Genomic DNA, 18,038 nt, shown 5'->3' with positions numbered 1-18,038 from the left:
TTAAACTTATATTACTACTAGATTAATTGATTTTTTAACGCTTATATTTTTTATGATAAGCCAAAATAAACGATTACAGCCAAACTGTTCGTATAACATACAACGGATTGTAATAATCGTACCGATAACTACACTTTAATCTAAGTAATGTACTTGAAACTTAGCGTTACTAGCGCTACTCTAAACAAGGTGGTCTGACCTCTATTAAGGAATTAGCAATGACACTCATATTTACACTCGGTTTAATCGCACTGCTCAGCATTGCGCTTTACCACAGAGCGAGTTGGAACACAGCACTTGGTGTTTCTGCCGCAACATTATTAATTGGTACCTTTGCTGGTGCTTTTGGTTTAATTAGCTGGGTGATCTTTTTAATCATCGCAGTGCCTCTTTCTGTTACTGGCATTCGTCAGCAATATATTATCAAGCCTATTTTCAAGGTCTTCAAAAAAGTTACACCGAGCATGTCTGACACCGAAAAGTCAGCTATTGATGCCGGTACAACTTGGTGGGAAGCTGATTTATTTTGTGGTAACCCAGATTGGAAAAAGCTTCACCAGTATCCAGTTCCAAAGCTTACTATTGAAGAGCAGGCATTTATCGACGGCCCTGTTGAAGTTGTATGTAGTATGCTGGACGATTGGGAAGCTACGCATGAGCTAACGGATTTACCTCAGGATGTATGGCAATATCTGAAAGATAACAAATTCTTTGCCATGATCATTAAAAAGGAATACGGCGGCTTAGAATTCTCTGCATTTGCACAATCGTGTGTACTGCAAAAACTAACCAGTAAATCAACATTGCTTTCGTCAATTGTTGGAGTACCTAACTCGTTAGGCCCGGGTGAGTTATTACAGCACTACGGTACTGAAGATCAAAAAAATCATTACTTACCGCGTTTAGCAAGCGGTCAAGAAATTCCATGTTTTGCTCTTACTTCGCCAGAGGCAGGTTCTGATGCAAGCTCAATTCCAGACTACGGTGTAGTATGTAAAGGGCAATGGAATGGCGAAGAAGTAGTCGGTGTAAGCCTTACATGGAACAAGCGTTACATTACACTTGCACCTGTAGCTACGGTTCTTGGTCTAGCATTTAAATTACAAGATCCAGATGGATTATTAAGTGACGTTAAAGAGCCTGGTATTACCTGTGCACTTATCCCAACAGATACCCCTGGGGTAGAAATTGGTCGTCGTCACTTCCCGCTTAATGTGCCGTTCCAAAATGGCCCTACTCGCGGTAAAGATATTTTTGTACCACTTGATTACATTATTGGTGGCCCAGAAATGGCTGGTCAAGGCTGGCGTATGCTGGTTGAGTGTTTATCGGTTGGTCGTGCAATTACATTGCCGTCAAATTCAGCCGGTGGCATTAAAATGATTGCTGTAGCAACAGGTGCTTATAGCCGTATTCGTCGTCAATTCCGCTTACCAATTGGTAAAATGGAAGGGGTTGAAGAGTCAATGGCGAAGCTTGCCGGTTATGCTTACAGCTCAGACGCTGCAGTAAGTATGTCTACCGGTGCTGTTGATTTAGGCGAAAAACCATCTGTGATTTCGGCTATTATTAAATACCACCTTACCGAGCAAATGCGCGATGCCACCATTCATGCAATGGACGTGCTAGGCGGTAAAGGGATCATGCTTGGGCCAAATAACTATTTAGGTCGTGGCTATCAAGGTGCACCTATTGCCATTACCGTTGAAGGTGCAAACATCTTGACCCGTAATATGATTATTTATGGTCAAGGTGCTATTCGTTGTCATCCATTTGTACTTACCGAGCTAGGTGCGTGTGAAATTGAAGACCGCGAAGAAGCGCTTAACGTATTTGATAAAGCGCTAATGGGCCACATTGGCTTTACCATGTCTAACCTAGTACGCACTAAGTGGCTTGCACTTACTGGCGCTCGCTTTACTAGTGTGCCGTACAAAGACGAAACGGCAGAGTTTTATCGTATAGCTTCACGCTTTAGTGCATCGCTTGCACTTATGTCTGATATTAGTATGGCAGTATTTGGTGGTTCACTTAAACGTAAAGAACGTATTTCAGCACGCTTAGGTGACTTATTAAGCTACCTTTACTTAGTGTCTGCAACGCTTAAACGTTATAACGACGAAGGCCGTAAAAAAGAAGATTTTGCACTGGTTCAGTGGAGCTGTCAGGATCACCTTTACCACTGTCAACGTGCGCTTGCTGATTTAATCAACAATATGCCATCTGCACCACTTCGTGGCGTATTAAAAGTATTGTTATTCCCGTTTGGTCGCCCGGTTCGTAAACCTACCGACAAACTTGAGCATAAACTAGCGCAATTACTGCAAGTGCCTAGCGAAACGCGTAATCGTTTAGCAAGTTATGTATACCTTACAAACGAGCCGCTTAACCTTGTAGGTCGTCAAGAGCAAACGCTTAAAGACGTGCTAGAGGTAGAGCCTTTATTTGAACGCGTATGTAAAGAGAAAGGCGTTAAATTGCCATTCTTCCAACTTGATAAAGTGGCGCAAATGGGCTTAGAAGCCGGCATTTTAAGCCAAGCTGAAGCTGATAAGTTAGCAGCTGTTGAACAAGCTCGCTTAGACGTTATTAACGTTGACGACTTTGACCCTGCAGATTTACTTGCCGGCAAAGCAGCGCGTAATAGCAAAGCTAAATCTAAAAAGGCAGATGCCGCTTAACTAGTTTAGTAAAGCTAGCAGCAACCCTGCTAAAATTAGCCAAACCAGCGCATAATGCGCTGGTTTTTTTTGTGCAAGGTAAACCTGTAATACACACCACATATTTCCAATGACAAATAATACAATATGAGTGTAACCAAAAATAACGCTATAACTTATTGTGGCTAATAAAAACAGCAATATGCTAGGTAAAAACTGGCTAATATAAAAGGCGCGTTCTTGCTCGCATGTTTTAAAAAATAATCGATACTGCTCATACACCCTACCGCAATCAAATTGCAATGAACTACTAAAGAGTACAATAAAAGCCATGGCTAATATCACAAGTATAGGTACTAAATCAGCACGTTCGTTTATTAGCGCAGCTGATGCCATGAATACACATAAAAGTAACGACACGCGCCAAACAAGTGTCCAACAATGGTTTAATAAATAACAAAACCAAAAGCCCAATAATGAACTTACTGCAATACGCCCGTTAACATTAACCACGGGGACAAAAAGGCTCAGCGCAAACAATAAAGCAAAGCCCATATGATAAGTGAGCGGCTGCATATGAATAGGAACCAGCACTAATATCGTGCTAAACAAAAAGCCATATACCAGTGCGCTGGTTTTGTATAAACACAAAACGCCCAAGATAAACTGCAGCAACATAAATACAATAAAATGCGGTACTTTAACCCATTGTGTTAGCGTTAAATCTAGCGCAATTAATACACTGGCTATAAGCCATGCATTACTGAGCGTTAATAGTTTAATATCGACTAAATTTAACCAAACTGATCGTGCAATAGTTTGCTGAAATAACCGCTGCTTACTATTTTTAATTGCTGACTTCATTGCGCTGAGCATCACACTTTGTAGTAACAAATAAAATAAAGCCATTTGTGCACCGTATTGGGGTGCTGCGCTGCTGTCTATAATTTTTCCAAGGCCTAAAAAAAGTAGCAATATCAAACCCAACACTGACGAGCCTAACACCACTAAAAATAACAACCCAAAGCTTTTTAGTTGTAACAATAATTGCGTGAGTTCAGTTTTGTAAGCCTGATAACGATAATCCATAAAAGAGCGATATTGCCCGATTGATTGTTTTAAATTTGCAATCATAACGGTATACACTCAAAGCCACGCTCAATAAATGGCGCTGGTTCATGGCAGGTGATGACTATTTGCCCATTTGGCTTATCTATTAGATATTCATCAAGCAGTACTAATAAATACTGAATACTGGCTTGATCAAGTGCTGCGCTGGGTTCGTCTAGAAGTAAATAAGGTGCATCACGCATAAGCGCTAAAATTAACTGGCATTTCTTTTGATTACCTGACGACAGCGCATCAAAACGAGTATTTAAAAATTCATTGAAATTAAACCCATCTATTATTGTCGTTGGCCAATCACAACCCAGCGTATTCACGGACAAGTTAATAATTTGCTTTGCCGTAAGAAAGTCAGGTAAAGCAATACAGTCTGATGCTATAGCAACTTGTTTATGCGGTTCGGTTAATGCTTTTTTAGAAAATAAAATCTGCCCACTTTGGCGCGTTTCGAGCTCTGCCAACATCATCAACAGCGTTGTTTTACCTTGGCCATTAGGCGCTTCAATGCATATTTTAGGTGCACAAAACTGCACACTATAACCACTGTACAATACGTTTTCAGCAAACTGTTTATGTAACCCAATGACTTCTATCATAAATACTCCCTGATTTTGAAAGTGAATTATAACTGGTTTTCTATTTTCGTGGGCTACATGGTTTGTAACACTTTATTGCAGTTCGAATAGGCTAATTACTTGCGTTTAAAAAACCTTCGGTTAACACTAAAAGTCCATAATTATAATCCAAGGAATGTATCTATGAAAAAAGCCCTCAAATTTGCCTGTATTACCTGTGCAGTATCAATTGCATTAACAGGTTGCAGTCAATCTAATAATTCAGCCTCTACCCCTGTGGCAACTGAGCAAACACGACAAGTAAAAACCTATAACGCTAAAACCTTTTTTGATACAACATCTATCATGGGCAGTAGCTTTTCCCCGACTGGCGATAAAGTTCTAGTTAGTAGCGATGAAAGCGGTATTTACAGCTTGTATGAAGTTGATGTAAAAACAGGTAGCAAAACGCGCCTAACCAATTTTGAAGACAGCACCTACCCTATTCGCTATTTCCCAAATGATGAGCGTGTACTATTTACCAAGGACTCAGGCGGTAATGAGCGCTACCATGTTTATGTGCGTGAAGTTGATGGTTCAATCAAAGATTTAACCCCAGGGGAAGAAACCCGCGCGAGTTTTGCAGGCTTTACTAAAGATGGCAGTCAGTTTTTTATTACCAGTAATCAACGCGATGCCAAGTTTATGGACTTGTATCGCGTAGATAGCAAAACCTATAAAGTCACGCCCGTTTATCAAAACACACAAGGACTAGATGTGGGCGCAATTAGCCCTGATGGACGCTACATTGCGCTGTCTAAAAATAATACCAATAAAGACAGCGATACGTTTATTCTTGATACCTATAAGAAAACCCTCAAGCCGCAATTAATTTCAAAACACGATACACCAGCACAATATACGCCTGAGACCTTCTCTGTAGACAGCAAATATTTATACTACTCAACAGACGCTAAAGGAGAGTTTTCAGAGGTGTGGCAATATGAGCTCGCCACAGGCAAGCACAGTCCAGCATTAAAAGATGATTGGGACGTTAGCTTTATTGATTTTTCTAAATCTGGGCGATACCAAGTAAGCGGTGTAAATGCTGATGCCAGCACAAAGGTCACAGTAAAAGACACGCAAACTGGGGATGAAATTGCCATGCCTAAATTACCTGCGGGAAATCTACGTGGTGTGAATTTCTCAAGCGATGAGAAAACCATGGCGTTTTATTTAAATTCAGATACCTCACCAAGCAACTTATTTGTTTGGCAAGTTGGCAGTAATGAAGCCAAGCAACTTACCAACACATTAAGTGAAGATATAGATCAAAACGACTTAGTAGAGAGCACCATTGTGCGCTTTAAAAGTTTTGATGGTTTAGAAATACCGGGCGTATTATACAAACCAAAACAAGCCAGCAGCACCAATAAAGTACCTGCACTTATTTGGGTGCATGGCGGCCCAGGTGGGCAAAGCCGAACTGGTTATAGCGCAATGCAGCAACATTTAGTTAATCATGGCTATGCTATTTTTGCCGTCAATAACCGCGGTAGCTCAGGCTATGGTAAAACATTTTTCCATTTAGACGATAAAAAACATGGCACCGATGATCTACAAGATATTATCTACGGTAAAAAACACTTACAAAGCCTAGATTGGGTCGATGCAGATAAAATCGGCATCATGGGTGGTAGCTACGGCGGTTTTATGACCGCAGCCGCGCTTGCCTTTAAACCGGAAGAGTTCAAAGTAGGTATCAATATTTTTGGTGTGACTAACTGGGTACGCACACTGAACTCAATTCCACCATGGTGGGAAAGCTTTAAAAAGGCGCTTTACGATGAAATGGGCGATCCTGCCACCGATGGTGAACGTCACCGTGCTATTTCACCGCTGTTTCATGCCGATAACATCACTAAGCCTTTAATGGTAATACAAGGTGCTAATGATCCACGCGTATTACAAGTTGAAAGCGATGAGTTGGTTGCTGCGGTTAAAGCTAATGGTGTGCCAGTAGAATATGTATTATTTGATGATGAAGGACACGGTTTTAGCAAAAAAGAAAACCGTATCAGCGCCTCAAACGCCTACCTCAACTTTTTAGATACTTACTTAAAAGAGTTATTTGGCCCACAAGGATAATTGCAAGCCAATTTATATTAAAGCCTGCTGCGTTTTCATGTAAGCAGGCTTTTTATTACTTTTTTATTGCTTGGTTAATCTGGGTTCCAGTAAAGCGAACGCCAAACCAAATACAGCAGCCAAAATACCTAAAAACTCAAACCAACTATTGCCTGCATGTGGTATTGTTCGCGAGAGTTCATCTACGTTATAAAGTCGTTTACCTCCCTCGACTTCTTCAACAAATGATTCACCGATGTATTCATCCATTAACTTAAAACAGGGTACCCTTCTGGCCAGCATTTCACGAGTTTTTTCCTCTCTTTTCTCTCGGTTTGAATCAATAATATAATTGCTCCAATGAGTAAAAACATTCAGGGGTTCATCTGTTTTGATCACACCCAGTGATTTGTATTCGTAAAAGCGTTCATTAAACAGATAATTTTTATGTCCTGCATAAAATAATGCACAGCCAAAAGAAATCAGAAACATAGCGAGGTATATAATTTTACGCTGTGCGACTGAGCTCTTTACTGCTTTACTTTTAAACCACAGCTCTAAATCGGGTATTTACATGAGTCTTGTTTTGTCATGGCTGTAGGTAAGGGGCTTCATAAACTCATCAATTGAAAGGTCTAATGCTATCAATAAAGCTCTAAATATTTCATTCGAGGGAATTGATTTATCGTTTTCAAGTTTTGATATATATACCTACTTGCTGGGCAAATTCAGGTTGGCTCAATTTTTTATTATTTCTTAGCTGCTTTAATTGCTGACCTAATGTACTCATCTTAATGCTTCCTTTTTTAAAGTGAGATTAGATTCTTGGTAATTCATGCAGAGATAAGAAGCTGAATATTGAAGAATAGACAAGAATATTAGCAGGTTAGTATATAAGAGTCGAGCTGATAGCTGATAGCTGATAGCTGATAGCTGATAGCTGATAAAATGATGTTTGTATTTATTAATAAGTAAATTATTTATTGCTTGTTATTGAGGAAATAACAAGTGGCGGAGTGGACGGGACTCGAACCCGCGACCCCCGGCGTGACAGGCCGGTATTCTAACCAACTGAACTACCACTCCGCATTTTCGTTGCTGTCTGAGTCTCCCCTGACAGCGGCGTGAATAATACGAACCAGCCCCTACTTCGTCAAGGGCTTTTTTGTTTTTTTACAGGTTTTTTAGTCATCTGACATCGAAAGGTTTAAAATTTCACCTGTTTTGTCATTTTTTGAGCCATTTTCTGCATCAGTTGTTTTTTGCTGATCTGATTTTTTTGCCTCGGTTGCTTTCTTTTTCTTTAAAAAAGCAAAATTCAATTTAAGTTTTATCGGTTTATTCTGCACAAAAACACGAATACATAACCAACCAATAAATAATATGGCCAAATTCCCACCAATAATTAAACTAACCATTAATCCCGTGGCCATTACTTTTGGTTTTATAACAGGCTCTGGAATATTTTCTTCCTTAATGATGCTCGCTTTTGGAATTTCAGGAATAACTTCTATCGGTCTTTCTATTTCAAATAAATAGGTTGGCAACGTAGCCATAAACTCTCTGTCATTTACTGTTGAGCCAAACACAGAAATTTCAATGTTGTAACGTCCCCATCCGTAATCTTGTAAAGCCAGTTCTCTTACTGCGGTGTTATTAGTGTCTAAGTAAAATACTTGCTCTTCATTATTGGGATAATAAATTTTCCCTTGCATGATCACGGTTTCAGGCTTTAATAACTTTTCATCAATATTTATAGTAATACGGTGATCGTCCCCCTCATCGGTTGCTTCAACTGAGGTAAAACTAAAAGGCGGCTCATGCACAACTATCGTGTCTTGAACAACTCGTCGCTCAAGGACATCGGTGGTAATATAAAGTTCTGGCCGCCACTCGCCTGGAGTGAAATTTAAGGTAAACTCACCCGTAAACACACCGTCTTTTGCACTTTCATCAAATCCGTAGCCATCGTCTTTAAATTCAGTAACTTGCTGTATGCCCGCTCCAAAATTTTCAAAATTTTCATTATTGGTACTCACAAAACTCACATTGAGCGATACCGCATCTTTGAAAAGATTAGCGCGAATGGGCTCGCCATCATTTAAAATCTCACCGGTTACCTTTACAGTTTCACCCTGAAAAAGAATCTTAGGGAGTGGATCAACCTTAAGTGATAGCTCACCAATTACAACAATACGGCTCTGTGGCATTATTTGGCCAATAACTTGCCATGGCCCAGGCATAGGGTTGCGAATAACCACTAGGTCGTAATTTAATTCGTCGTACCAATCTAGGCTGGTGTTTCTTACCGCATTGGTTGCAAAGTATTTAGTGCCATCGGGTCTAACTAAAATAACGGCAGGCGACCCAGGACGTCTAAAAAATATTAATTTTATTTCATCAATTTTGTCATCTATACGAAAACGGTTATCCAGTAACGGTATTTCATTTTGTTTACCGCTGCCTTTTAACTCTTCAACTTGTTTAACGCTGTGTGCATCGGGAATGAAGCACGCGGCTATTAAAAACAGTGAAACTACTAATAGCGTTTTCATAATAGTGCCTTATTCAGCGCGCCATAAACAATGGCCGCCCTCCTTTTGTACAATGTCTAAACGTGATTGATGTGCGCTTTGCTCTGCTTCGCTTGCTGCTACAACAACCAAAGGGGCTCTATCGCTGTTTAAGCGCCTAATACCGCCCTTTTGATCTTCACTTGAGTCATCTTTATTTTGATTTAGATTTAGCTTTACTTGTCCCCCGGTCATTGCCAGGTAAACATCGGCTAAAATCTCAGAATCCAGTAAGGCGCCGTGTAACGTCCGCTTAGTGTTATCAACATCGTAGCGACGGCAAAGCGCATCTAGGTTGTTCTTTTGTCCTGGATGCAAGTCACGCGCCATTTTAAGGGTATCAAGCACGCCACAAAAATCATGGGTGTTTTGATAACCTTGATTTAATAACGCAAATTCATTATCCATATGGCCAATATCGAACGGCGCGTTATGAATAACGAGTTCTGCGTCTTTAATATAGTCAAAAAACTCTTGGGCAATGTCTCTAAAAAGCGGTTTGTCACGTAAAAATTCGTTGGTAATACCGTGAACGTCGATTGCTTCTTCTTCAATGCTGCGTTGTGGATTTATGTAAACGTGAAAATTATTGCCGGTTAACCGACGATTCATTAGCTCCACACAGCCAATCTCAATAATACGATGCCCTTGTTTAGGGTCGATGCCGGTGGTTTCTGTATCTAAAACTATTTGTCTGCGTGCCATATCGAATTAAGCCTGACTCTGGTATCTTTCTATAATCACTTTATTGTACATAATATCAAGGTAAAACAGTGCAAAAAACCGTAGAGATTTACACCGATGGTTCGTGTTTAGGTAATCCAGGCCCCGGTGGTTATGGTATTTTTATGATTTATGAAGCCCACGAAAAAAAATTAAGTCAAGGTTACAAACTCACAACAAACAACCGCATGGAAATGCTAGCTGCCATTGTTGCGCTAGAATCACTTAATCGTTCATGCCCTGTTACCCTGACTACCGATAGCCAATACGTAAAACAAGGCATTGAGTCGTGGATCACCAATTGGAAAAAACGCGGTTGGCAAACCTCTGCTAAAAAGCCGGTTAAAAATGTCGACTTATGGAAACGTCTCGATAAAGCCTGCGCCGAGCACGACGTTACCTGGAAATGGGTAAAAGGTCACAGTGGCCATAAATATAATGAAATTGTTGACGACCTTGCACGTGATGCGGCCAGCGGCAACAACTTAATTGATGATGAAGGTTACCAACCATAACCCTCAACATCGCACTATTTTTTATTTTGCTGATAATGTTGTTTTGAGGTCTGCCTAAGCCCTACCCCTTTTATTGGCGCAAATTGTGGCCGTGCATGCCACTTAGGTTTTATTGGCGTAAGTGGCGCAACACGCTTTCGTGCCACCAGCAAATATACACTGCCCATAGGTTTTAAATATTGCTTGGTAAAGCTGCGCCAAAACGCAAACCGCGACAACCGGTTACCGCGTGCCAACGATGAATAAATAAAGCGTTCATCGGCCACAATTTCAAACCCAAGCAAATTAAGCCAGTCTTTTACCCGTGCAGGGGTAAAAAAGCGCCCTGTCCACGGTAATTTTTGACCACTAAATGGCAGTAATTGCGCTAACCCACAAAAGCTAAACGGATTAAAACCGGTAATGGCAATATAACCGCCGGGAATAAGCGTACGATGAGCCTCACGTAATATATGATGTGGATCTGAGTGATACTCTAAACAATGGCTCATAATGCACGCATCTATACTGTGCTCATAAAAAGGCAGTTCGTCTATGTCAGCCACCACTCCGGTATAAGGGCCTGGCTCTGCAACGCATACTTGATGCTTAATGGAACTTTTGCTGGTATCTAACTCGCCACTTAAATTACCCAATTTAAGCATATGATAGCCAAACATACGTGGTAACCACGGCGACAATTTGCGTTCTATATCACAACGTAAATAATCACCATGCGGAAACTGTTGCCATGACAACGGTTTGGGGCCTTCTTGAAAACTAAGGGCTGGTTTCATTATATAAGCTCGTTATAATATTAATTAAATACCACTTTATAGAGCAACGATACATGGTGCAAGTCAAAGCAATTAAAGCCTTTTCTGATAACTACATTTGGTGCTTAACCACCGAGCATAATAATCAAGCGTGGGTGGTTGACCCTGGCCAATCTGCGCCGGTCACTGAGCATTTAGCACAGTATAATTTAACCCTAGGCGGTATTTTAATAACGCATCATCATTATGATCACACTGATGGCGTTGCCCAATTAGTAAAACAGTATCCAAACGTTGAGGTTTATGGCCCAAGTAACAGTCCATTTAAAGGAATAACAGAGCCTTTAAATGAAGACCAAACGATTACCGTTTTAGGCACCTCATTTAATATTATCACCACGCCTGGCCACACACTCGATCATATTTGTTATGTTAATGATGCACTTGCCTTTACTGGCGACACATTATTTAGCGGTGGTTGTGGGCGCTTATTTGAAGGCACTCCAGAACAAATGTGGCATTCATTTAATAAACTTAGTGCACTACCGAGTGATTGCAAAGTGTATTGTACTCATGAATACACCCAGGCGAATTTGGCGTTTGCAAAAGCGGTTGAGCCACGAAACCCCGAGTTACTCGCTTACAGCCAGCAAGTGGATGAATTGCGTAATAAAGATGAAATAACGTTGCCAAGTACCATAGGCCATGAGCTGAAAATTAACCCTTTTATGCGTAGTAATTTGCCAAACATTACAGAATTAATACCAAAAGAATATTGTTTAGTTACAAAAAACAATGAACCTTGGGAAAACTTTGCTAGTCTGAGAAAGTTCAAAGATCATTTTTAATTTGGGCCTGTTGACCTTTCAAGGTTAAACATGCGCTAGCAACAACAATAATAAAACGATTAGTTAATAAACAATAAGTTAACATTTTCTAATCATATTTGTTTGGAACTTTTAACGGTCATAAGTGGCAATGTTGACTCATTATGGGTAGTATTCGCCGAGTTTTTTACCCTATGTATTGGTATTTATGAATAAATCTCCTCTTTTATTGGTCTTAGCGATGACGCTAAGCGGTTGTCAAACTCTGACAACGTTAAACACAGATTCACAAAATCAGGCACTAGACCAGCTTGAAGGCGCAAGCCCAAACGATATTAGCACGGCGCTGATGATGAACGCGCAATATCAACAAGTGAACGATATCGAAGAGGAAGCCCCTGTGTTTGACGATGTTTGGGAGCGTATTCGTTACCAATTATCTATCGATATTCCACAAAATCGCCCAGTAGTCGCTGAGCGTAACTATTATGCGCGCCATCAAGCATACTTAGATCGTATCTCTAAACGTGCTGAGCCGTATTTGCACTTTATTGTTGAAGAAATTGAAAAGCGTGAAATGCCAATCGAAATAGCACTTTTACCTATAGTAGAAAGTGCTTTTGACCCTTATGGCTACTCGCATCGCACCGCATCAGGTATTTGGCAATTTATGCCAGCAACCGGCGAGCGTTTTGATTTAAAACAAAACTGGTGGTATGACGGCCGTCGCGACATTGTGCAATCAACTCGCGCAGCGCTTGATTATCTCTCATACTTACACAAAACCCTTGAGGGTGACTGGCTGAACGCAATTGCAGCTTATAACTCAGGTGAAGGCCGCTTACTGCGTGCGATTAAAAAGAATCGTAAAAAGCATTTACCTACCGATTTTTGGTCACTTGATTTACCTCGTGAAACCACTGCCTACGTGCCTAAATTATTAGCATTAGCCGATTTATTAAAGCGTGCTGATGATTTTAATGTGTCATGGAAGCCTATTATTAACGCGCAAGTGGTTGAAGTGGTCAATATTGAGTCACAAATTGATTTAGCGCTGGCAGCCGACATGGCCGACATGACCCTCACCGAGCTATACAGGCTAAACCCTGGATTTAACCGCTGGGCAACAGACCCTGATGGTCCACACTTTTTATTAATACCCACCGATAAAGTAGAGCAATTTACAGAAAAATTGGCTGCAACTGACATTAAAAATCGTCTTCGCTGGCAACAATACAAAGTTAAAAAAGGTGATAGCCTGTCGGTAATTGCCAGTAAATTTACCACTAGCACCAATGCAATAAAGTCATTAAATAAGCTTAATTCAAACGTCATTCGTGTTGGCCAACAAATTTTAGTGCCGCTAACAGATGGTAAAATTAACAGTGAACATTTACCTCAGCAAGTACGCGCGGCTGCTAATAAAAGTTTGCGTACTAAGCTCTCACACACGGTAAAAAGTGGTGACACATTGTGGGACATAAGCCGCGAATACGATGTCACTATAGGTGAATTAGCTAAGTGGAATAAGCTGAAGAAAAATGCAGTACTGCGTTTAAATCAAAAATTGGTTGTTTATAAATCAGCAAATCAGCCTAAAGAGTCAGCGAATAACACCAATCGCACTATTACTTATAAAGTGCGTCGGGGTGATTCATTAGCGCGTATAGCCTCTAAGTTTAATTTAACCGTGAGCGATATAATTAAATGGAATGACTTGGCTGGGCAAAAATACTTACAGCCAGGCCAAAAGCTTAAACTCAAGGTTGATGTGAGAAGTAGCTAATAAACATAACCAATAAATAAAAAAAGAGCGCATGCGCTCTTTTTTTATTTGGCTTAGCTTACAATGCCCAAAGGCTGTGCGGTTTGCCATGCCCCGCGAGTAAAATCGGGAATATCTATTGAGCGGCTACGCTCACTCACAGACTGGGCTGATAACGGCGAAATAACCGACCATGCCGCCCCGTCATAAACGTCTTGATCTAGCGGTTCACCATTTCTTAAGCAGTAAATCATCCGCCAAAACATTAAAAAGTCCATGCCACCGTGACCACCATTGCGCTGCGCCTCTTCACCCATTTTTGTCCATAAGGGATGGTCGTACTGCTCATACCATGCGCTCATATCATAATCCCACTCATGAAAACTTTTTGAGCCACCAGTTTCAAGGGCAATACGATTAGGGAAACCTGCAAACACGCCATTCGTGCCTTGTATTAAGTTATGTCGTGAGTACGGCCGAGGGGTTGTCGTATCGTGCTGCACCATAATACTGCGCCCTTTGAGAGTTTTAATCAGCGTCGTGTTCATGTCACCGGCAATATAATTGAGCTGGTTACGGGGGTGTTCGGCAGCAAACTCACGTTGCGCATAGGCGCTTCGGCCAAGTGAAGGTGAGCTCATTGAGGTTAAAAAATCGAACCGATCGCCACGATTTATATTCATGTATTGCGATACCGGCCCTAATCCATGCGTAGGATATAAATTACCGTCACGTCTTGCATGCCACTGCGTTCGCCATGAGCCTGTTTTGTGCTCAAGCTCTTTCATTTGCCAGCGCAGTTCATGAATATACGCCGCTTCGCCATGTAACAGCTCCCCAAATACACCTTGGCGTACCATGTTTAATACCATTAACTCGTCGCGGCCGTAGTTAACATTTTCCATCATCATGCAGTTTTTTTGCGTACGCTCTGCGGTATCAACAATTTGCCACATTTCATCAACAGTCAGTGCTAGAGGCACTTCAACAAAAGCATGTTTTGCGTTGTTCATGGTATCGATAGCCATTGGCGCATGCCATGCCCATGGTGTTGAAATAATCACAATATCAATGTCTTGTCGTTCGAGCATTTGTTGATAAGCGCGCTCACTGCCACTATACAATGCAGGCTTTGCCACTCCCGTATCAACTAAATAATTAGCGGCACGTTCTAAAACCTCTGTATGAGTATCGCAAATAGCCACTATTTGAGTGCCTTCAATGTGGCTCATACGCTTTACATGGCCAAACCCGCGCTGACCCACACCAATAAACCCTACTCTCACCACATCCATTTTAGGTGCGACCAAACCGATAACGGAGCGCCCTTGTTGCATAGGCGCGCTAGTATGAACACTGCCACTAGATGCACAGCCACTAACTACACCAGCAGCGGCAGCTACACTGGCTGTCTTTAAAAAATCCCGACGATTAAATTGCTTCATTACATATCCCTTTTGTTATTATTTTTAACTTACCTAATGGCGATTAATGGGTAAAGGGCCAAAGAGGTAAGCTGCATAAAAATAGGTTTAAAAGGGATAAAAATTCGCATTGTGTTATTGTTTGGGGTTATAGTCGAAAAAAATATTATTTCCTAACTTATTATGTCTTATATAAAAACCATCACATTTTTTTTAGTTATTGTACTAACGGGTTGCTCAGAGTCTGCAACCCCCACTTCCTCGCTCGAAAACAGTCCGGGCGTTAGTTTAAATAATATAAAACAGCATATTAAAACCCTTGCCTCTGATGACTTTGAAGGTCGCGGTCCATTAACATTGGGTGAAGTAAAAACCGTTGGCTATTTGAGTGAACAATACAAAGCCATAGGGTTAACTGGTGCCTATAACGGTGATTTTTTACATCCGGTTAAAATGGCCATGATCACCGCAGATCAAAACATGCAATTGACCATGGGTGATTTAAGCTTTAAAGCGGGTAAAGACTTTACTGCTCGTACTAAACAATTGCAGCCAGTTATTGATGTTCGCAGTTCTGATGTGGTCTTTGTCGGTTATGGTATAAATGCCCCTGAATATAACTGGAACGACTACGCCAATATTGATGTAACCGGTAAAACCGTTATTGTGCTGGTAAACGATCCGGGCTTTGCCACTCAAGACGATACGTTATTTACTGGTAATGCCATGACTTATTATGGTCGTTGGACTTATAAATATGAAGAAGCCGCGCGCCAAGGCGCTAAAGCGGTATTTATTGTTCACGAAACAGCTCCTGCCGCATACCCTTGGGGGGTAGTTGAAAGCTCAAATACCGGCACTAAATACAGTCTAATGGATAACAACCTCAATGCATCTGAATTGCCCGTTATGGGCTGGCTAACACTCGATGCCACCGAGCAAACATTTGCATCAGCACACTTAAATTACCAACAATTAAAACAACAAGCACTTAGTGAGCAATTTCAAGCTAAAGCGTTGAATTTAAAAGCAACCCTTGCATTTAAAAACGAAGTGTCACATGCAAAATCACATAATGTGGTCGCAAAAATCACAGGCAGTGAAAGCCCAGATGAATACATCGTTATTAGTGCCCATTGGGATCACTTTGGCACTAAACAAACCGACAGCGGTCCTAAAATTTATAATGGCGCCGTTGATAACGCATCAGGCACCGCGGCCACCCTTGAGATTGCTCGAATAATGCAAAAAATGCATCAGCAAACACCGTTTAAACGCTCGATTATTTTTGCCAACTTCACCGCCGAAGAAACCGGTTTAATAGGTTCAGCGCAGTTTGCCTCTGGTGACCTGATCCCAACAAAGAATATGGTTGCCCTACTAAATATTGATGGGATGAACGTACTCGATAGCACCGACTATATTTTACAGTACGGTAAAGACCTCTCGACTATGGAACACTATTTAGCTAAAGCCGCAAACGCGCAAGGACGTCAAGTTAAACTGGATCCTCGTGCGCAAAATGGCTTATTTTTTAGATCGGATCATTTTTCACTCGCCAAACAAGGTGTGCCAAGCTTACTGTTTATGAGCCTAGGTGATACCGATCCTGACTACATCACTCATAAATACCATAAAGAAGCTGACGATTACTCAGCTGATTGGTCATTAGGTGGGGTAAAACAAGATGTAGAACTGATTGTTGATATAGCCTCACAACTGGCGAATAACGGTGATTGGCCAAAATGGACAAGCGAGTCTGACTTTAAAGCCAAACGCACCGCTGACAAACAATAAATACAATTAAACATTACTACTTAAAATCCTCCTACTCGGAGGATTTTAGTTTTACCCGTGCCTGTGTAAGCAATTTTTCAGCTTTTGCCCCTAAATACACATATATCGCTAAAGCAATTAAAAGTCCCACCACTGCAAGCATCATCGCTATAGCTGGCATTAAATACTCTGATTGCCCTAATGCGGCTTTAAACATAGTGAGTAGTGCTTCAATTGATATAGCAATTAACACGGTAGAGATAAACCGGGTAATGGTTCGTCGTGTTGATGAGTGTCTAAAAATATCTTTATGCATGAGGATTTCTTCTTCAAGAATTGTTTTGCCAAGATCAAAAACAGCCAATGCTAACGTGATATAAATAATGATGCTAAAGGGTTCTAGGGGATCGGACGAACTATTTACGTGAGTTATTAATTCATAGATGTCGATAAATACGATGTTGAGTAAAAAAAGCACCAAACTAAATAAGCACGCCACAATAATGCCATAACCTGCTTTAAAATAAGGTGACATAGTCGCACGTGCGGTATCACCCATCACAAACTCAATAAGCTGCGTTAAACTTACATCAACAACTAAATAATGTTGATTATTGATAGGTTTGTTTAATTCTTTAATCGCAGATATACATAAATGGTTGGTCGCAATAGAAATATAAGGCGCAGTAAAACAAATAGCATTACAGGCTTTTACATTTAAAAAATAAGGCCGCTCACTTAAATCCTGATTATTGCCTCTCTGTGCTAATTTTTTATTGTAGGCACGTTTAAAACAAACGTTATTGCCCTGTTGTGAGCCCTTCTCGTCCAAACAGTATTGTAATTCTAAAAAAGGATAATGCTTTGTTAAATAGCGCATATCACGATTATTAGCGATGCCGTCATCTATACTCATTAAAATTGATTCTAATAAGCTATGTATTATCTGCTCATATTCGTTATAGCGCTCAACACTACTTATATAACTCATTCTCGCCATAGTTAGGCTCCTTAAATACCCTAATCAACAGCTAAGCAAGTTTAAAACCAAAAATTAAAGAACTTAAAAATCAATAACTTAATTTAAATTCATTGACGCCATTGCACTATTTTAGTGACAACTGCACACACTATTTCTCGCCACGCACAAAAAAGCAGCTGAGTATTTACTACTTAGCTGCTTTTTATGTCTCGTTTATAAATTACATAAACGC

At 40.7% G+C, this 18,038-nt stretch carries 16 protein-coding genes and 1 tRNA gene; 6 read left to right on the top strand and 11 right to left on the bottom strand.

The genetic code is table 11. The annotated features are described in order from the left end of the window. Positions 1 to 218 precede the first annotated feature (218 nt). Complete coding sequence (gene fadE / locus PSM_RS05405; protein WP_013464564.1) at positions 219 to 2,681, top strand: acyl-CoA dehydrogenase FadE; 2,463 nt, start codon at positions 219 to 221, stop codon at positions 2,679 to 2,681. Here fadE and PSM_RS05400 read toward each other — a convergent pair whose 3' ends face one another. Both PSM_RS05400 and PSM_RS05395 read right to left on the bottom strand, forming a co-directional pair. Further along, complete coding sequence (locus PSM_RS05400) at positions 2,682 to 3,794, bottom strand: DUF6136 family protein (RefSeq protein ID WP_013464563.1); 1,113 nt, start codon at positions 3,792 to 3,794, stop codon at positions 2,682 to 2,684. Continuing rightward, positions 3,791 to 4,381, bottom strand: coding sequence for an ABC transporter ATP-binding protein (locus tag PSM_RS05395; protein WP_013464562.1), 591 nt, complete (start codon positions 4,379 to 4,381; stop codon positions 3,791 to 3,793). Before PSM_RS05395 ends, PSM_RS05400 begins: the two co-directional genes overlap by 4 nt. 162 nt (positions 4,382 to 4,543) lie before the next feature. Between PSM_RS05395 and PSM_RS05390 the strand changes: the two genes are divergently transcribed. Continuing rightward, positions 4,544 to 6,487: a S9 family peptidase gene (locus tag PSM_RS05390; RefSeq protein WP_013464561.1), complete on the top strand. Its 1,944-nt coding sequence runs from the start codon at positions 4,544 to 4,546 to the stop codon at positions 6,485 to 6,487. Between the two features lie 63 nt (positions 6,488 to 6,550). Here PSM_RS05390 and PSM_RS18725 read toward each other — a convergent pair whose 3' ends face one another. The 6 genes from PSM_RS18725 to dnaQ form a co-directional block, all read right to left on the bottom strand. Then, positions 6,551 to 6,958 carry a hypothetical protein gene (locus tag PSM_RS18725; protein WP_013464560.1) on the bottom strand — a complete coding sequence of 136 codons (408 nt, stop codon included), beginning with the start codon at positions 6,956 to 6,958 and terminating at the stop codon, positions 6,551 to 6,553. A 78-nt stretch (positions 6,959 to 7,036) separates the two neighbouring features. Then, entirely contained in the window at positions 7,037 to 7,144 is a 108-nt protein-coding gene (locus PSM_RS18720; protein WP_236613536.1) for a hypothetical protein, read from the bottom strand. 13 nt (positions 7,145 to 7,157) lie between these two features. Further along, a complete protein-coding gene (locus tag PSM_RS18715; RefSeq protein WP_016899469.1) occupies positions 7,158 to 7,256 on the bottom strand; it encodes a helix-turn-helix domain-containing protein in 99 nt (32 codons plus the stop codon). Positions 7,257 to 7,475: 219 nt separating this feature from the next. Continuing rightward, a tRNA-Asp gene (locus PSM_RS05380) sits at positions 7,476 to 7,552 on the bottom strand. 98 nt (positions 7,553 to 7,650) lie between these two features. Beyond that, on the bottom strand, positions 7,651 to 9,021 hold the full coding sequence (locus PSM_RS05375; RefSeq protein WP_013464559.1) for a TIGR03503 family protein: 1,371 nt from the start codon (positions 9,019 to 9,021) through the stop codon (positions 7,651 to 7,653). Positions 9,022 to 9,030: 9 nt separating this feature from the next. Next, complete coding sequence (dnaQ, locus tag PSM_RS05370) at positions 9,031 to 9,744, bottom strand: DNA polymerase III subunit epsilon (protein WP_013464558.1); 714 nt, start codon at positions 9,742 to 9,744, stop codon at positions 9,031 to 9,033. Between the two features lie 68 nt (positions 9,745 to 9,812). Here dnaQ and rnhA point away from each other — a divergent pair, with 68 nt between their 5' ends. After that, positions 9,813 to 10,277, top strand: coding sequence for a ribonuclease HI (gene rnhA / locus PSM_RS05365; protein WP_013464557.1), 465 nt, complete (start codon positions 9,813 to 9,815; stop codon positions 10,275 to 10,277). A 14-nt stretch (positions 10,278 to 10,291) separates the two neighbouring features. On the opposite strand, the gene PSM_RS05360 is transcribed toward rnhA, so the two are convergent. Further along, positions 10,292 to 11,053 (bottom strand): class I SAM-dependent methyltransferase, encoded by a 762-nt coding sequence (locus tag PSM_RS05360; protein WP_008465729.1) that lies wholly within the window; start codon positions 11,051 to 11,053, stop codon positions 10,292 to 10,294. 53 nt (positions 11,054 to 11,106) lie between these two features. On the opposite strand from PSM_RS05360, the gene gloB reads away from it, so the two are divergent. Together gloB and PSM_RS05350 are read left to right on the top strand one after the other, a co-directional pair. Beyond that, positions 11,107 to 11,880 (top strand): hydroxyacylglutathione hydrolase, encoded by a 774-nt coding sequence (gene gloB / locus PSM_RS05355; RefSeq protein ID WP_013464556.1) that lies wholly within the window; start codon positions 11,107 to 11,109, stop codon positions 11,878 to 11,880. A gap of 187 nt (positions 11,881 to 12,067) precedes the next feature. Then, complete coding sequence (locus PSM_RS05350) at positions 12,068 to 13,645, top strand: lytic transglycosylase (protein WP_013464555.1); 1,578 nt, start codon at positions 12,068 to 12,070, stop codon at positions 13,643 to 13,645. Between the two features lie 53 nt (positions 13,646 to 13,698). On the opposite strand, the gene PSM_RS05345 is transcribed toward PSM_RS05350, so the two are convergent. After that, a complete protein-coding gene (locus tag PSM_RS05345; protein ID WP_013464554.1) occupies positions 13,699 to 15,069 on the bottom strand; it encodes a Gfo/Idh/MocA family protein in 1,371 nt (456 codons plus the stop codon). 162 nt (positions 15,070 to 15,231) lie between these two features. Between PSM_RS05345 and PSM_RS05340 the strand changes: the two genes are divergently transcribed. Next, positions 15,232 to 16,845, top strand: coding sequence for a M28 family metallopeptidase (locus PSM_RS05340; protein ID WP_013464553.1), 1,614 nt, complete (start codon positions 15,232 to 15,234; stop codon positions 16,843 to 16,845). 31 nt (positions 16,846 to 16,876) lie between these two features. Here PSM_RS05340 and PSM_RS05335 read toward each other — a convergent pair whose 3' ends face one another. After that, complete coding sequence (locus tag PSM_RS05335; protein ID WP_013464552.1) at positions 16,877 to 17,824, bottom strand: EAL-associated domain-containing protein; 948 nt, start codon at positions 17,822 to 17,824, stop codon at positions 16,877 to 16,879. Positions 17,825 to 18,038: the final 214 nt, after the last annotated feature.

The organism is Pseudoalteromonas sp. SM9913, assembly GCF_000184065.1.
Classification (GTDB): domain Bacteria; phylum Pseudomonadota; class Gammaproteobacteria; order Enterobacterales; family Alteromonadaceae; genus Pseudoalteromonas; species Pseudoalteromonas tetraodonis.
This window is presented reverse-complemented; position numbering and strand designations above follow the sequence as displayed.

Coding starts and splice junctions, on each gene's coding strand:
- PSM_RS05395 (WP_013464562.1), bottom strand. CDS start 4,381: ATGATAGAAGTCATTGGGTTACATAAACAGTTTGCTGAAAACGTATTG.
- PSM_RS05375 (WP_013464559.1), bottom strand. CDS start 9,021: ATGAAAACGCTATTAGTAGTTTCACTGTTTTTAATAGCCGCGTGCTTC.
- PSM_RS05390 (WP_013464561.1), top strand. CDS start 4,544: ATGAAAAAAGCCCTCAAATTTGCCTGTATTACCTGTGCAGTATCAATT.
- PSM_RS18715 (WP_016899469.1), bottom strand. CDS start 7,256: ATGAGTACATTAGGTCAGCAATTAAAGCAGCTAAGAAATAATAAAAAA.
- PSM_RS05340 (WP_013464553.1), top strand. CDS start 15,232: ATGTCTTATATAAAAACCATCACATTTTTTTTAGTTATTGTACTAACG.
- PSM_RS05360 (WP_008465729.1), bottom strand. CDS start 11,053: ATGAAACCAGCCCTTAGTTTTCAAGAAGGCCCCAAACCGTTGTCATGG.
- gloB (WP_013464556.1), top strand. CDS start 11,107: ATGGTGCAAGTCAAAGCAATTAAAGCCTTTTCTGATAACTACATTTGG.
- PSM_RS05345 (WP_013464554.1), bottom strand. CDS start 15,069: ATGAAGCAATTTAATCGTCGGGATTTTTTAAAGACAGCCAGTGTAGCT.
- fadE (WP_013464564.1), top strand. CDS start 219: ATGACACTCATATTTACACTCGGTTTAATCGCACTGCTCAGCATTGCG.
- PSM_RS05335 (WP_013464552.1), bottom strand. CDS start 17,824: ATGGCGAGAATGAGTTATATAAGTAGTGTTGAGCGCTATAACGAATAT.
- dnaQ (WP_013464558.1), bottom strand. CDS start 9,744: ATGGCACGCAGACAAATAGTTTTAGATACAGAAACCACCGGCATCGAC.
- PSM_RS05350 (WP_013464555.1), top strand. CDS start 12,068: ATGAATAAATCTCCTCTTTTATTGGTCTTAGCGATGACGCTAAGCGGT.
- PSM_RS05400 (WP_013464563.1), bottom strand. CDS start 3,794: ATGATTGCAAATTTAAAACAATCAATCGGGCAATATCGCTCTTTTATG.
- PSM_RS18725 (WP_013464560.1), bottom strand. CDS start 6,958: ATGTTTCTGATTTCTTTTGGCTGTGCATTATTTTATGCAGGACATAAA.